This window comes from Picosynechococcus sp. PCC 7003 (genome assembly GCF_001693255.1).
In the GTDB taxonomy this organism is placed as follows: domain Bacteria; phylum Cyanobacteriota; class Cyanobacteriia; order Cyanobacteriales; family MRBY01; genus MRBY01.
This window is the reverse complement of the sequence record NZ_CP016474.1, coordinates 2,312,703-2,326,623: the sequence shown is the minus strand read 5'-3', so window position 1 is coordinate 2,326,623 and position 13,921 is coordinate 2,312,703. Positions and strand designations below refer to the sequence as shown.

General features: G+C 49.2%; 13 protein-coding genes. 7 read left to right on the top strand and 6 right to left on the bottom strand.

Annotated elements, in window-relative coordinates; genetic code table 11:
- The first annotated feature begins 136 nt into the window (after positions 1-136).
- Entirely contained in the window at positions 137-1,366 is a 1,230-nt protein-coding gene (locus AWQ21_RS11120) for a methionine gamma-lyase family protein (protein ID WP_065715318.1), read from the top strand.
- Here the strand turns inward: AWQ21_RS11120 and rodA are convergent.
- The 4 genes from rodA to AWQ21_RS11100 form a co-directional block, all read right to left on the bottom strand.
- Positions 1,363-2,625, bottom strand: a complete 1,263-nt coding sequence (gene rodA / locus AWQ21_RS11115; protein WP_065714599.1) for a rod shape-determining protein RodA — start codon at positions 2,623-2,625, stop codon at positions 1,363-1,365. The two genes, AWQ21_RS11120 and rodA, sit on opposite strands and share 4 nt — an antisense overlap.
- Before the next feature lie 63 nt (positions 2,626-2,688).
- A complete protein-coding gene (locus tag AWQ21_RS11110; protein ID WP_065714598.1) occupies positions 2,689-3,834 on the bottom strand; it encodes a quinone-dependent dihydroorotate dehydrogenase in 1,146 nt (381 codons plus the stop codon).
- Between the two features lie 96 nt (positions 3,835-3,930).
- The gene (locus tag AWQ21_RS11105; RefSeq protein ID WP_065714597.1) at positions 3,931-4,467 is read right to left on the bottom strand and encodes a DUF2062 domain-containing protein; all 537 of its coding nucleotides are present in this window, start codon (positions 4,465-4,467) and stop codon (positions 3,931-3,933) included.
- A 65-nt stretch (positions 4,468-4,532) separates the two neighbouring features.
- Positions 4,533-4,853, bottom strand: coding sequence for a 2Fe-2S iron-sulfur cluster-binding protein (locus AWQ21_RS11100; protein WP_065714596.1), 321 nt, complete (start codon positions 4,851-4,853; stop codon positions 4,533-4,535).
- Between the two features lie 205 nt (positions 4,854-5,058).
- Between AWQ21_RS11100 and AWQ21_RS16405 the strand changes: the two genes are divergently transcribed.
- Entirely contained in the window at positions 5,059-5,235 is a 177-nt protein-coding gene (locus AWQ21_RS16405; RefSeq protein ID WP_198159642.1) for a hypothetical protein, read from the top strand.
- A gap of 46 nt (positions 5,236-5,281) precedes the next feature.
- Entirely contained in the window at positions 5,282-6,283 is a 1,002-nt protein-coding gene (locus tag AWQ21_RS11095) for a zinc-dependent alcohol dehydrogenase family protein (protein WP_065714595.1), read from the top strand.
- On the opposite strand, the gene AWQ21_RS11090 is transcribed toward AWQ21_RS11095, so the two are convergent.
- A complete protein-coding gene (locus AWQ21_RS11090) occupies positions 6,280-8,010 on the bottom strand; it encodes an ABC transporter ATP-binding protein (RefSeq protein WP_065714594.1) in 1,731 nt (576 codons plus the stop codon). The two genes, AWQ21_RS11095 and AWQ21_RS11090, sit on opposite strands and share 4 nt — an antisense overlap.
- A 135-nt stretch (positions 8,011-8,145) precedes the next feature.
- On the opposite strand from AWQ21_RS11090, the gene AWQ21_RS11085 reads away from it, so the two are divergent.
- From AWQ21_RS11085 to AWQ21_RS11075, 4 genes are all read left to right on the top strand, one after another.
- Entirely contained in the window at positions 8,146-9,351 is a 1,206-nt protein-coding gene (locus tag AWQ21_RS11085; RefSeq protein WP_065714593.1) for an aspartate aminotransferase, read from the top strand.
- Between the two features lie 351 nt (positions 9,352-9,702).
- Complete coding sequence (locus tag AWQ21_RS16400) at positions 9,703-10,482, top strand: DUF262 domain-containing protein (RefSeq protein WP_198159641.1); 780 nt, start codon at positions 9,703-9,705, stop codon at positions 10,480-10,482.
- The gene (locus tag AWQ21_RS16395; RefSeq protein ID WP_198159640.1) at positions 10,461-11,441 is read left to right on the top strand and encodes a DUF1524 domain-containing protein; all 981 of its coding nucleotides are present in this window, start codon (positions 10,461-10,463) and stop codon (positions 11,439-11,441) included. The genes AWQ21_RS16400 and AWQ21_RS16395 overlap by 22 nt, the downstream gene beginning before the upstream one ends.
- Before the next feature lie 228 nt (positions 11,442-11,669).
- Positions 11,670-12,845, top strand: a complete 1,176-nt coding sequence (locus tag AWQ21_RS11075; RefSeq protein ID WP_065714592.1) for a TRC40/GET3/ArsA family transport-energizing ATPase — start codon at positions 11,670-11,672, stop codon at positions 12,843-12,845.
- Between the two features lie 66 nt (positions 12,846-12,911).
- Here the strand turns inward: AWQ21_RS11075 and AWQ21_RS11070 are convergent, their stop codons facing one another.
- Entirely contained in the window at positions 12,912-13,916 is a 1,005-nt protein-coding gene (locus tag AWQ21_RS11070; RefSeq protein ID WP_065714591.1) for a glycosyltransferase family 2 protein, read from the bottom strand.
- Positions 13,917-13,921: the final 5 nt, after the last annotated feature.

Below are 13,921 nucleotides of genomic sequence, written 5' to 3'. Positions count from 1 at the left end.
TAACATTTATTTACGAATTTAATCAAGATTTGCTGAATTTTAGCGCGGAATGATCGGAGCGTCCATTCCCTAGGTTAGAAGTTTGGGGGCTTGGTATGATTGGCTCGCTCTTACTTTTTTGTTTGTTCGTTTTACTATGAATTCTGCTGAGATTGTTCGTCGGGCGATCGCCTCCTTGACCCCTACCTTCCAAGCCATTGACCAACAAACCCAAACCAATCTCCGTAAAGTCTTGGGGGCCTTTCAAAAATATCGGGTGGGCGTCCACCATTTCAGCAGTGTGAGTGGTTATGGTCACGGGGATCTGGGGCGGGATACCCTCGATCAGGTTTACGCCGAGGTGATGGGGGCAGAAGCGGCTCTGGTGCGGGTGCAGTTAGTTTCGGGAACCCATGCGATCGCCACTGCCTTGTACGGTGTATTGCGGCCAGGGGATGAAATGCTCGCCGTGGCGGGTACCCCCTATGACACCCTTGAGGAAGTAATTGGTTTGCGGGAAGAAGGTCAAGGTTCCTTGGCGGAATTTGGCATTGGTTATCGGCAGTTAGAACTCACCCCCACGGGAGAAATCGATTGGGAGGCTCTCAACACGGCAGTGAAGCCGAAAACGCGGCTGGTGTTGATCCAACGTTCCTGTGGCTATTCCTGGCGCAAAAGTCTGTCTACGGCAGAAATTCAACGGATTGTTGAAATTGTGAAAGCTCAAAATCCTAACACTGTCTGTTTTGTGGACAACTGCTACGGGGAGTTTATCGAAACCCAGGAACCGACGGCGGTGGGTGCGGATCTCATGGCGGGATCGCTCATCAAAAATCCGGGGGGCACCATTGTCACCGGTGGGGGTTATCTAGCTGGCAAAGCGGACCTTGTCGAAAAAGCGGCCTGTCGGCTTACGGCACCGGGCATTGGTAGCCATGGGGGAGCGACCTATGATCAAAATCGGCTTTTGTACCAGGGACTCTTTCTCGCACCCCAGATGGTGGCCGAAGCAGTGAAATGTACCCATTTGGTCGCTACAGTATTTGCTGATCTCGGCTATGAAGTGCAGCCGCAACCCTTGGAAAAACGACAGGATGTGATTCAAGCGATTCGGTTGGGTTCGCCGGAGAAATTGCTAGCCTTTTGTCGGGCTTGGCAAAAGTATTCTCCCATCGGCTCTTACCTCGACCCGGTGCCGGCCCCCATGCCCGGTTATGCCAGTGATTTGGTCATGGCCGGAGGGACATTTATTGATGGCAGTACCTCAGAATTGTCGGCGGATGGGCCGTTGCGAGAGCCCTATATCGTCTTTTGCCAGGGGGGCACCCACTACACCCACGCGGCGATCGCCCTCGAAGCGGTACTGGATGCCTTTGCGGATCTCTAGGGGGTGCGGTTGGCGACGGATTGTACCAGGCCGATAGCAATGAAGTTGGTCAGGAGAGAGGAGCGGCCATAGCTCAGCCAGGGAAGTGGAATCCCCGTGATCGGCGCAATACCAATGGTCATGCCGACGTTAATCAAAACTTGGAACAAAACCATCGACAACACCCCGACGGCAATTAATGAGCCGAAATTGTCTTCGGTTTTACAGGCGATGCGGATCAAGCGGAGACACAGCAGCCAGAATAAAAACATCACGGCGATCGCCCCGATAAAGCCGAGTTCTTCGCCGATCACTGAAAAGATAAAGTCTGTGTGTTGTTCCGGGACGTAGTTGAGCTGGGTTTGGGAACCATGGTAAAGACCCGTGCCCCACAGTTGACCAGAGCCGATAGCAATGCGGGATTGGATTAGATGATAACCTCCGCCGAGGGCATCTTGTTCCGGGTGAAGAAAAAGGGTGAGACGGTCTTTTTGGTAGGGTTGGAGCATATTCCAGAGAATACCCGCCCCCACCCCGGCGATCGCATTACTCGCCATCGCCCCAACAGTGCCGATCCAGCGCCAAGGGAGAGTTAACCAAGCCGTCAGCCCCATTAAGCCAAACCAAATTAGCCAAATCGGAAAAGCAACCCCAAACAAAATCGCCGACACAATGGGCGAGATGATGAGTAAAATCCAGCCAAAATTGGCATTGGCCCAGTAGAGCATCCCCAGGGTGATCGCCCCGAAAACCAGGGAGGTACCGAGATCCTGGAGCAAAATCAGACTGCCAGGAATCGCCGCGATCACAAACACCTTCAGTAACATGGGCAGGCGTTCGGCCGTATCTTGATGGAGAGTCGCCGCCAAAGAAAGAATCAGGCTCACCTTGGCAAACTCCGAGGGTTGCACGTGAAAGCCCGCAACATTGATCCAACTCTGGGCACCGTTGGCACTCACACCAATGAACAACACAGCGATCAAAGAAAGAATACTCAGACCATACACTAACCAATGGCCAACAATCATCGTTTGGTAGCGGGAACGGGCGATCGCCAAACAAACCCCTAGACCCACACCACCCGTGACCCAATGTTGCCACCAGTCCGTCGAACCAATGTTGAGTTGAGTACTGCGGATCGCCAAACCGGCCAATACCGTGAGGCCAACGGTGACGGTCATGAGCCACCAGTCGATTCCCCACCAGGGGGCCAAAGCATTCACCAAAGGTTCCGCAAAATAAGTCCTGAACGGATGACGACGTTGGGAGCGACGAAACATAAATCATGCCCGAAAAAATCACTCCTATCTTGCCACAGACAGATGGCAGTCAACAGTAATTTGCTAGTTGTGCGGATTGGCCATCCCGATCGCCTCGGAAATGTGATTGAGATTGTGGGTTTCTAATTTTTCCAACAGACCCCGCAGGATATTGGGGATAATCCAGGGGCCTTTGTAGATCCAGCCGGTGTAAAGCTGCAATAAGCTCGCGCCAGCCGTAATTTTTTCCCAAGCATGGTCAGCGGTAAAAATCCCCCCGACGCCAATAATCGGTAAGCTGCCTTGGGTTTGTTCGTAGATGAAGCGAATCACTTCAGTAGAACGTTGACGCACCGGCGCGCCACTAATTCCCCCTGCTTCTTCGGTGACGGGGTTGCCTGTTTTTTCAAGGATTTGGGTCTTCAGGCCGTCCCGTCTGGTGGTGGTGTTGGTGGCAATAATGCCGGCGAGTTGATAGTCCTGGGCAATTTTGACAATGTTGGCGATCGCCTCCCAGTCGAGATCCGGGGAAATTTTGATAAAAATCGGCTGTTGTTTGTGATTTGCTTGCTGAAGCGCTTCGAGGATCGGCTGGATTTGTTCCCCAGCCTGGAGCGATCGCAAGCCTGGTGTGTTGGGAGAACTCACATTCACCACAAAGTAATCGGCCACCGCCTGCAACGCCTCAAAACTCCCCAGATAATCCTGGGCAGCGGTCTCAAGGGGCGTCACTTTTGACTTACAGAGGTTGATGCCGATGGGAATCGTCCGGGGTTCAATTTGCCAACTTTCTCCCAGGGTTTTTGCCATTACCGCTGCGCCAAGGTTGTTGGCTCCCAAACGATTCAATGCCGCCTGATCTGCTGGTAACCGAAATAGCCTGGGCAAGGGATTCCCCGGTTGGGCATGGAGGGTCACGGCTCCCATCTCCGCAAAACCGAACCCAAAGCGCGACCACATCCCTGCCGCCATCGCATCCTTATCACAACCCGCAGACAGTCCCACCGGATTCGGAAAATCAAGGCCCCAGAGAGTTTGCTGTAAACGTGGATCTTCAACGCAAAATTCCGCCACCATCTGCTCCTTTGCCAGGCGACTCCAGAGTAAATCCGGCGATCGCTCCAACCAATGGAGAGTATTAATCAGTTGGCGGTGCCCCTGTTCAGGGTTGTCCTTAAAGGCTGCAAGGACGAGGGGATAACCGGGTTTTGCAAAGTTCAGGAATGCCATGGCTTGGGAAGAAAAGAAGTTGGCTTGAAGGATTACTTGTTGGGAGACGAGGCTCCAGAAAAAATCCTTAGGTGTTGATTGAGTGATTCGTAATTTCTACAGGTGATGGTCATGGGGTGGTTTACGCCGCTGGAACTGTCGGGCGGCCCGCAGCGATCGCCAACGGTACATCAGCCAGAGAGAAAGAAAATAAGCCGCCACTGCCAACCCCACACCAACCACCGAAGAGCCGATAAATAAGGTACTGATAAAATTCATTCCCGCCAGGCTCAAGTCTGACCAGGATTCTAACTGAGCTTCATCGAAGGTGATCGGCTGTTGGAGCAGCACTTCTCCCACCTGAAAGTTGAAGTAAAAAATGGGCACATAGGTCAGAGGGTTACTCACCCAGGTGCCCGCCGCTGCCGTCAATTTATTGCCATTGAAGACCGTGGCCAAGAGTAGACCGATGATCGTCTGGAGACCGAAAAGCGGAAAACTTCCTGCAAATGCGCCACAAGCCCAGCCCCTGGCGATCGCCTCTGGTGTGCCTTCTTGACGCAATACCTTGAGGTACCAATACCGGATCCAACGACGCCAACGGGACAATACATATTTGAAACGTTTGTGAGGCAGCGGTTTCACAGTAACCATATGGATCTCAGCTAAAAAAAATGGGGAATTACTCCCCGACTTGATGGGTTGGATGGGAAAAGTGACTAGGCGCTCTTACCAAATTGGCGATCGTAGACCATTTCTTCCTTATCTGATTCTAGCTTGACGTCAGAACGAGGGTAAGCAACGCAGAGTAGCGCATAGCCTTCATCTTGTAACTCCGGAGAAAGCCCGATCCCCTCTTCTCGACTGACACTGCCTTCGGTAATCAGGGCGGCACAGGTGGTACAGACCCCAGCACCACAGGAGGTGGGGAGATCAATGTTGTTGGCATGGGCAACATCGAGGATGGTTTGATCTTCTGGAACGTCGATGGTGTAGGTGTTACCGCGATGTTTAATCTCTACTTTATAGGTGGTGGTCATAGGGAGAATTTTAACAATTATTTTAAGGTTTCTTTCGCTACATATTTTAAAGGATGGCCGCGCCTATTAAGAAATGTCGCTAAATCTAAACCTTAATTGCGTGGTCGCTAAGGCCGTAAAGTTCGGGTGTTAATTTGAAGGGCGAAATTCCCGTTGGAAAATCCTTTTAAAACGCTTTAATTCGTCCATTTCAAGATTAATTCCTATGTATAACGGCAATACCAAAAAAGACTATATCCAAGCTGGCCTTGTGGCTGGTTTAGGGGCTGGGGTGGCGACTTCCTTTGCAGTGGGCCAGGGACAAGATCCGGCGATCGCCGTGGCGATTACCCTAATGGCGGCGGTGTTTGCGATGGTTTGTCACCGTTACGATCTGATTTAAATTCATTTAAATTAAAAGACGAGCAGTTTAGTTTTTTTAATCCGCAATGAAGGCGATCGCCATGACCGCAGCGGGGAACCCCGATGTCCTCCAGTTAATCGAGGCGCCACAACCGCAGATCACAACCCCCCAGCAAGTCCTCGTGAAACTTCAGGCAGCCGGGGTCAATCCCATTGATACAAAAGTCCGCAGTCGAGGCACGTTTTATGATGATCCGCTCCCGGCAATTCTTGGTTGTGATGGAGCGGGCATTATCGAAGCGGTGGGCAGTGACGTCAAAAAGTTTGCCGTGGGCGATGCTGTGTATTTCTGTGATGGTGGCCTTGGCAAAGCAGGCACCGGAAATTACGCCGAATATGCGGTGGTTGATGCGCGGTTTATTGCGAAAAAACCAGAAAATTTATCCTTTGCAGCGGCGGCAGCAGCGCCCCTAATTTTAATCACGGCCTGGGAAGCATTAGGCGATCGCGCCCGGTTACAGTCCGGCCAAACGGTGCTGATCCATGGCGGAGCGGGTGGCGTTGGTCACGTAGCAATTCAACTGGCAAAACTGTGGGGCGCAACGGTCTTCACCACAGTCAGCACCCCCGACAAAGCGCGCTTAGCCCGGCAATATGGGGCCGATGAGGTGATTTTGTACCGCGACGTGGATGTGACTGAAACAGTGCACAAGTTAACCGATGAAGCTGGAGTCGATGTGGCCTTTGATACCATCGGCGGCCAAGTCTTTTGGGAGACGGTACCAGCGGTGAAAACCTACGGGGATTTAGTGACAATCCTTGAACCAGATTTTCAGCTTGGGACTCTCAAACAAGCACGCTTGAAAAATTTACGGATTAGCTTGGAACTGATGCTAACCCCCATGCTCACGGGAGATGTGGCCGGACAAATGCACCAGGCCAATATTCTCCGGCAATGTGCCCAATGGTTTGAACAAGGAAAACTCCATCTTCACTTAGGGCAAACGTTTCCCCTCGCTGAAGCGGCAAAAGCCCACGTCCTAATTGAACAAGGCTCCACCACCGGCAAAATTGCGCTCACCCTTTAGGCAAATTGTTGGGCATGGAATTGGGCATAGCGACCTTGGTGGGCGAGCAGTTCATCGTGGGTGCCGGATTCAACAATTTCCCCTTGGTCTAACACAATAATGCGATCACTACTGCGGACGGTGGCGAGGCGGTGAGCGATGACAAAAACGGTGCGGTCTTGCATAATCCGTTCTAGGGCTTCCTGCACCAAGGCTTCGGATTCAGCATCGAGGGCCGAGGTGGCTTCATCCAAAATTAAAATGCGGGGATTGAGCAAAACAGCCCGGGCGATCGCCACCCGTTGCCGCTGACCGCCCGAAAGATTGACACCCCGCTCTCCCACATAGGTGTGATAGCCCTGGGAAAATTCCGAGATAAATTGGTGAGCATTGGCAATTTTGGCGGCAGCCTCTACCTGTTCTAAGCTAAATTCCGTTTGACCAAAGGCAATATTTTGGGCGATTGTTCCGGAAAAAAGCACCGTTTCCTGGGGGACAATGCCGATCTGTTGGCGCAGACTTTTGAGGGTGACAGTGCTGGTATCGATGCCGTCGATGAGAATTTTTCCGGCCACTGGATTGTAAAAACGGGGCAATAAATTGACCAATGTCGTTTTGCCCGCCCCCGACGATCCCACCAGAGCGATCATTTCCCCCGGCTGTACCGTGAGATTGATATTTTTCAAAACAGGTTTAGCCGCTTCGTAGGCAAAGGAAACATTTTGATAGTCCACTTTCCCCGTCACAGCAGGCAACACCTGGGCATCGGCTGCTTCTACAATCGTTGGTTGAACCGCTGTCAGTTCAAATACCCGGTCAACGGAGGCTTCTCCCTCCTTAAATTCGTTGAAATTGCTGGTGGTAATTTGGATCGGGTCAATGAGCAATGCCACCGCTGCCACGTAACTCACAAACTCTGCCGCCGTTAAATTCTCCTGGGCAATTTGCCAACCCCCCAGGAAAAACAGAAAAATTACCGCCATCGCTTCCAGGAAACCCACCACCACAAATTGCAGGGCTTTAATCTGGGCGGTGCGGAACTTGGCACGACGGTTTTGCTCGGCTTCTTCGGTGAACCGTTGCAGCTCATAATCTTCAGCGGCAAAAGCTTGGACTAAGCGGATGCCGTTAAAAACTTCAGTCAAGAGAGAAGAAAGGTTAGAAGTACGGGTTTGGCTACGACGGGAAAAATCCAGGAGTTTCTCGCCAAAGGAACCAATCAAGATCGCCATCAATGGCCCAATAATCAATGCGGCCAAGGTGAGTTGCCAGTTGACATAAAACATATAGCCCAGCACTACGATCAACTGCAAAATGCTAGGCACAAACTGATGGAAAATTTTGTTGATCACTTCCCCCACCCGGTCTACATCCTCCGTGAGGCGGTAGGAGAGATCCCCCGTTTTTGCTCCCTCAAAATAGTGCAGACTTAGACGATGGAGGTGGCCATAGACCTGGGTTCGGAGTTGGATGGCAATTTTTAGGGCGGCCTTGGCCATCAGGGTATCTTGGCCGTATTGCACCGCCCCCCGGATCAAAAAGATGATCGCGGCCTGGCCTGCTAAGTTCACAATTCCCTGGATATTGCCCGCACCGATGTCGTTAGCGATATCACCCGCCAGGATCGCCAGAATCGGCCAAAAAATGGTGAAGCCGACGGTGCAAATAAGAGCTTGGCCAATGGTGAGCCGCTCGGCTTTGAGATAGGGCAATAACTGAAAATAGCTAGAACGGGGACGGCGTTTCAAGGGAATAGGTCTTTAAAAGGGTGAGCAGACCCATGGTAAGCGAATTCGGCGGAAATTCTTTAAGGAAAAATACATCCTGGGGACTATCGGTGGGATGATGATAGGCTATACCTTTATCTATTTTTTCCGGCTTCGATGAGTGTAGATTGGATTACGAGAGCAGATCGTCTCAGTGCTTTACCGCCCTATGTGTTTGCCCGGTTAGATGAGCTGAAAGCAAGGGCACGGGAACAGGGTATCGATTTAATTGACTTGGGGATGGGGAATCCAGACGGATTCGCCCCGCAAGAAGCCATTGATGCGGCGATCGCCGCCTTTGAGACGGCCCAATTTCACGGGTATCCGCCCTTTGAGGGGACTGCGAGCTTTCGTAAGGCGATCGCCACTTGGTACAAACGCCGCTATGCCGTTGAACTCAACCCTGATAGTGAAGCCCTACCCCTGCTGGGTTCCAAAGAAGGTCTTGCTCACCTTGCCCTCGCCTACGTTAATCCGGGAGATACGGTACTGGTGCCGAGTCCCGCTTACCCGGCTCATTTTCGTGGCCCACTTATTGCTGGCGCCAAGATCCACGAAATCATCCTCAAGCCGGAACAGGATTGGGTAATTGATCTCAGCAGTATTCCCGAAGAAGTGGCGAAAAAGGCCAAAATTCTCTATTTCAACTATCCCAGTAACCCCACCACCGCCACAGCACCCCGGTCTTTCTTTGAGGAAGTGGTGGCATGGGCGCACAAGTATCAGGTGATGCTCGTCCATGACCTTTGTTATGCGGAGCTTTCTTTTGACGGTTACAAGCCCACCAGTTTGCTGGAAATTCCTGGGGGGAACGAAATCGGTGTCGAATTCCATACCCTCTCAAAAACCTACAACATGGCAGGCTGGCGTGTCGGGTTTGTGGTGGGCAATGCGGACATTATTCAAGGTTTGCGTACCCTCAAGACAAACTTAGACTACGGCATTTTCTCGGCAATCCAGAAGGCGGCGGAAGCAGCACTAGGATTACCAGACAGTTATATCCAAGGGGTGCAGGAACGGTACCGGGAACGGCGCGATGCCTTGATTGAAGCCCTCGGGGAAATTGGCTGGAATATTAAACCTTCCAAAGCGACAATGTATCTCTGGGTTCCCTGTCCGCCAAGTATGAATTCCACAGATTTTGCGCTTTATGTATTGCGAACGACGGGCGTAGTTGTTACCCCAGGTAGTGCTTTTGGGGCTGGTGGGGAAGGTTATGTGCGGATGAGTTTAATCGCCCCAGTTGATCGACTTCGTTATGCCATTGGCCTCTGGAAAAAAGCAGGCATCCACTTCGATATGCCTGCCCCAGAAAATCATTAAACCCATAATATTTTCAGAATGCGTCCTCAACTGTTTGGAAAAGTTGGGGACTTTTTTTATGTAATAGATCGCGGAAATAGCCTTTAAATCAGAGTAAATAAAAGTCCAATATAGAATATAAATAATTTTCTACATCACTCAATCGATGTCGTGAGTACGTCATTGGATAAGAGAAGGTCAAAAAAAGTCGGCGTCATTGAAAGAATAATTTTTTCTATATTAGATTGTTTGTACGAATTATCAAATTTTGTATCTTAGCTTAAAAGGATTCTGGAATTTCACCTAGAGTAGGGAATTAGATAATAATCCACAATATCGTTCCCAATTTTAATTTAGAGAGTAGAAGCTTTTATGTCTAAGCTTAATGTTGATCAGAAAACTATATTTCAATTGTTATCAGATAAAAAAGCAGATTTTCTGATTCCAGATTATCAGCGTCCCTATGCCTGGGACGAAGAACAGTGTCAAACGCTCTGGGATGATCTTTTTGCATTTTCTTTCCCTAACAATAATTATGAAGAATTTGACAAAAATGACGAGTATTTTCTTGGTTCTATTGTCACCTTTAAGAATAGCAATGCACAATCAGAAGTTATAGATGGTCAACAGCGTCTTACTACAATAATGCTTATTTTGCGTGCATTTTACGATAAATTTGCTCATATGAAAGATACTAATTCACAACAAACACGTAACCGGATTGAGAAATGTATCTGGAAGACTGATGAATTTGGAAGTGCCGACAAATCAAAATTAAAAATCAATTCAGAAGTTGCTACAGATAGTGACAAAGATGAATTCCTTGACTTGCTAAAAACAGGTTCAGTAAAACCTGGAAGCAAAAGTCAGTATGTTAATAATTATCAATTTTATCAGGGGAAAATAGATATCTTTTTGCATGAATTTGCTAGTTATTTTCCGTATTTTCCAGCAAGAATCTTAGGGAATTGCATTCTTCTGCCAATAGAAGCTGAATCGCAAGACACCGCACTAAGAATATTTTCAACACTCAATGATCGTGGCCTGCCCCTCGCTGATGCTGATATATTCAAAGCTCAGTTCTATAAGTATTATGGTGATATAGATAAAAAGGATGATTTTATTGCTGAGTGGAAAATCTTGAAGAAATAACAAGCTCTGTTTTTTATCTGAGTGCGGGTGCACCAATGGATGAGCTTTTTGCACGCTATATGTATTTTCTGCGCGCTAAGGAAGGCAACAAAAGCACAACCACTGAAGCATTACGAAAATTTTATGAGCGCAATAAATACCAATATTTCAAAAAATCCGAGACAATCTTTGAATTAAAGTCTCTAGCTTTATTCTGGAAGAGCATTGCGAATCAAGATAAACAAAGATTTTCTGATTTGATTCTCAAGAAGTTATTCGTTTTGACTTACGCGCCAAATGGGATGTGGCAAAATATAGTTTCGGTATATTTTCTGCAAAATCAATCCTCCGATGGCGCATTGGAAGAATCCAAGTTTAGTCTTTTTCTAGATAGAATCACTGCCTTTATTTATGCCTATGCCATCACAAATCCTGGTGTTAATTCTTTACGCACACCTATATATGATGAAATGGTCAATATCATAAATGGTTTAGAAGTCACATTTGCGAAATATAAATTCAACAAAAGTCAAGCTAGATCATTCTTTGATAATTATAAATTCACAAATCAGCGCAACATAATACGCTCTATGATCACATGGTATGCCTATACATTTCCGGAGCAAAAACTTCTTGATATAAATGAAATATTTCACCTAGAACATATTTATTCCAAAAAAAGACAAGAAATAGAAGACGGACTAAAAAATGTGGAAGTCATCGAGTCTCTTGGAAACAAAATTCTACTTGAAGGAAACATTAATATCCGAGCATCTGATTATCGATTCGAGGATAAAAAAAAGATATATAGCGGAGAAAAAAGACGTGGCAAGAACCAAGAGCCTAGCAAGATTTCTGAAATAACTCAACTCATTGAGTACGACAAATTTGAAGAAAAACAGATAGTGGATCGTAATCGGAAAATTTTAGACAAGTTTTTTGAGTTTTTACAGCAAGAAGAATTAATCGCACGACAATAGTTGCACTCAGACGACCCTTTGTTTTCAGAAGACAGTAGGCGATGCGGACTGAACTTGTTATGTGTTCAGAACTAGGTGAGCGATCGCCCTTCACTATCGCCTTTCGTCCCCTCCCTTCGTTACACCCTTGATTACCCGTCAAAAGTCGATCCATAGCGAAAACCGGAGACAATGGGAGATAATCAGTAAAGAAATGTAAAAACCTCTCAGCAAAGGACAAACGCAACCATGCGCGTAATTTTAATGACGGGAAAAGGAGGCGTCGGAAAAACCTCTGTCGCAGCAGCCACGGGACTCCGCTGTGCCGAGTTGGGCTATCGTACCCTAGTGCTCAGTACCGATCCCGCCCACTCCCTCGCCGATAGTTTTGATGTGGAGCTTGGCCACGACCCCATCGAAGTGAAGCCAAACCTCTGGGGCGCAGAACTCGACGCCCTGCGGGAGCTGGAAGGCAACTGGGGCGCGGTGAAACGCTACATTACCGAAGTCTTGCAAGCGCGCGGCCTTGACGGTGTTCAGGCAGAGGAACTCGCCATTCTGCCCGGCATGGATGAAATTTTTGGCCTGGTGCGGATGAAACGCCACTACGACGAAGGCACCTATGATGTCCTGATTATTGACTCGGCTCCCACAGGCACTGCCCTACGTTTACTAAGTCTGCCGGAAGTGGGCGGCTGGTATATGCGTCGTTTCTATAAGCCGCTCCAAGGAATGTCCGTGGCTTTGCGTCCCCTCGTCGAACCCATCTGGAAACCCCTCACGGGTTTTTCGTTGCCCAACAAAGAGGTGATGGATGCGCCCTACGAATTTTATGAGCAGATCGAAGCCCTCGAAAAGGTGCTGACCGATAACACTGTTACCTCTGTGCGCCTTGTGACGAACCCTGAGCGGATGGTGATCAAAGAATCCCTGCGGGCCCATGCCTATCTGAGTTTGTATAACGTTTCGACGGATATGGTGGTGGCTAACCGGATCATCCCCGACAGTGTGAATGACCCGTTCTTCGCCAACTGGAAAGAAAATCAGCAGGGCTATAAACAAGAAATTCACGACAATTTCCACCCCCTCCCCGTGAAGGAAGTGCCCCTCTACCAGGAGGAATTATGCGGTTTGGCGGCCCTGGAGCGACTCAAAGAAACTCTCTACGGTGAGGAAGATCCGACCCAGGTCTATTACAAAGAAGATACGGTGCGGATGATCCAAGGGGATGGGGGCTATAGCCTAGAGCTTTATCTTCCCGGTATTCCCAAGGAGCAAATCCAGCTGAATAAAACAGGTGATGAACTGAATATCCGCATCGGCAACCACCGCCGGAACCTCGTTCTTCCCCAAGCCCTCGCCGCTCTCAAACCCTCCGGGGCGAAGATGGAGGAAGATTTCCTGAAGATTAAGTTTGCGGCCTAGACTGCCCAGAATTCTTTAAAGAAAAATTACCCAACTCTCTGTTCCGTCTCTAGAATGGGGAGTTTTTTATTGGGCCGAAAAATGTTTAGATTGCCCGACAATGGAGCGAACCCGGTAGATGGGCCGTCCCTGGGATTCGTGGTAGGTGCGGATCAGCAGTTCCCCCAAGAGGCCAAAACCAAAGAGTTGCACCCCGGCTAACAGCAGGATCGCCACCAGGAGCAACAAAGGGCGATCGCCAATCGCTTGACCCCAAAAGATCTTCAGGAACGATAAATAACCCCCCAGCATAAAACCGACGAGGATAAAAATAATGCCGAGATAACCAAAGACGTGCATCGGGCGGGTGAGGAATTTTTTCATAAACCACACCGTCAATAGATCAAGCAAGACCCGAAACGTGCGGTCTAGGCCATATTTACTGCTGCCGAACTGGCGGGCATGGTGCCGCACGGGGATTTCAGCGATGGTTGCCCCTTCAATAAACGCCAGGGCGGGAATAAAGCGGTGCAGTTCCCCATAGAGATTTAGATCTGCGAGGATTTCTGTGCGGTAGGCCTTCAGGGAACAACCATAGTCATGGAGATTGACCCCCGTCACTCGACGGATCAGAGCATTAGCGATTTTTGAAGGAAGAAGCCGCGTCCATTGGTTATCTTGCCGTTCCTTGCGCCAACCGCTGACGAGGTCGTAGCCTTCGTTCATTTTCTGGATCAGGTTCGGAATATCCGCCGGATCATTTTGTAAATCTGCATCGAGGGAAATAATGATCTCCCCCTGGGCATGCTGAAAGCCTGCCGCCATGGCTGGGGTTTGGCCGTAGTTGCGCCGCAAAATAATCGCCCGCAGGTCTTCCCGCTCGGTCGCTAATTGTTTCAAGAGTGCCGTAGAGCCGTCCTTAGAGCCATCATCCACACAAATAATTTCGTAGGCATAATTATTCCCTTGCATTACCGAAGCGATCGCCTGGATCAGGTGCGGCAGACTTTCTACTTCGTTGTAGATGGGTACCACAATCGACAGGGTTTGGGTCGTCGCGGGGGCTTCGGTAATCGGAACAGGGCTGGACATCAATG

Bases quoted from the DNA above. Each gene is read 5' to 3' on its own strand.
- AWQ21_RS11105 (WP_065714597.1), bottom strand. From the start codon at position 4,467: ATGGTTACTGTGAAACCGCTGCCTCACAAACGTTTCAAATATGTATTG.
- AWQ21_RS16405 (WP_198159642.1), top strand. From the start codon at position 5,059: ATGTATAACGGCAATACCAAAAAAGACTATATCCAAGCTGGCCTTGTG.
- AWQ21_RS11100 (WP_065714596.1), bottom strand. From the start codon at position 4,853: ATGACCACCACCTATAAAGTAGAGATTAAACATCGCGGTAACACCTAC.
- AWQ21_RS11120 (WP_065715318.1), top strand. From the start codon at position 137: ATGAATTCTGCTGAGATTGTTCGTCGGGCGATCGCCTCCTTGACCCCT.
- AWQ21_RS11110 (WP_065714598.1), bottom strand. From the start codon at position 3,834: ATGGCATTCCTGAACTTTGCAAAACCCGGTTATCCCCTCGTCCTTGCA.
- AWQ21_RS11070 (WP_065714591.1), bottom strand. From the start codon at position 13,916: ATGTCCAGCCCTGTTCCGATTACCGAAGCCCCCGCGACGACCCAAACC.
- AWQ21_RS16400 (WP_198159641.1), top strand. From the start codon at position 9,703: ATGTCTAAGCTTAATGTTGATCAGAAAACTATATTTCAATTGTTATCA.
- AWQ21_RS11075 (WP_065714592.1), top strand. From the start codon at position 11,670: ATGCGCGTAATTTTAATGACGGGAAAAGGAGGCGTCGGAAAAACCTCT.
- AWQ21_RS11095 (WP_065714595.1), top strand. From the start codon at position 5,282: ATGAAGGCGATCGCCATGACCGCAGCGGGGAACCCCGATGTCCTCCAG.
- rodA (WP_065714599.1), bottom strand. From the start codon at position 2,625: ATGTTTCGTCGCTCCCAACGTCGTCATCCGTTCAGGACTTATTTTGCG.
- AWQ21_RS11085 (WP_065714593.1), top strand. From the start codon at position 8,146: ATGAGTGTAGATTGGATTACGAGAGCAGATCGTCTCAGTGCTTTACCG.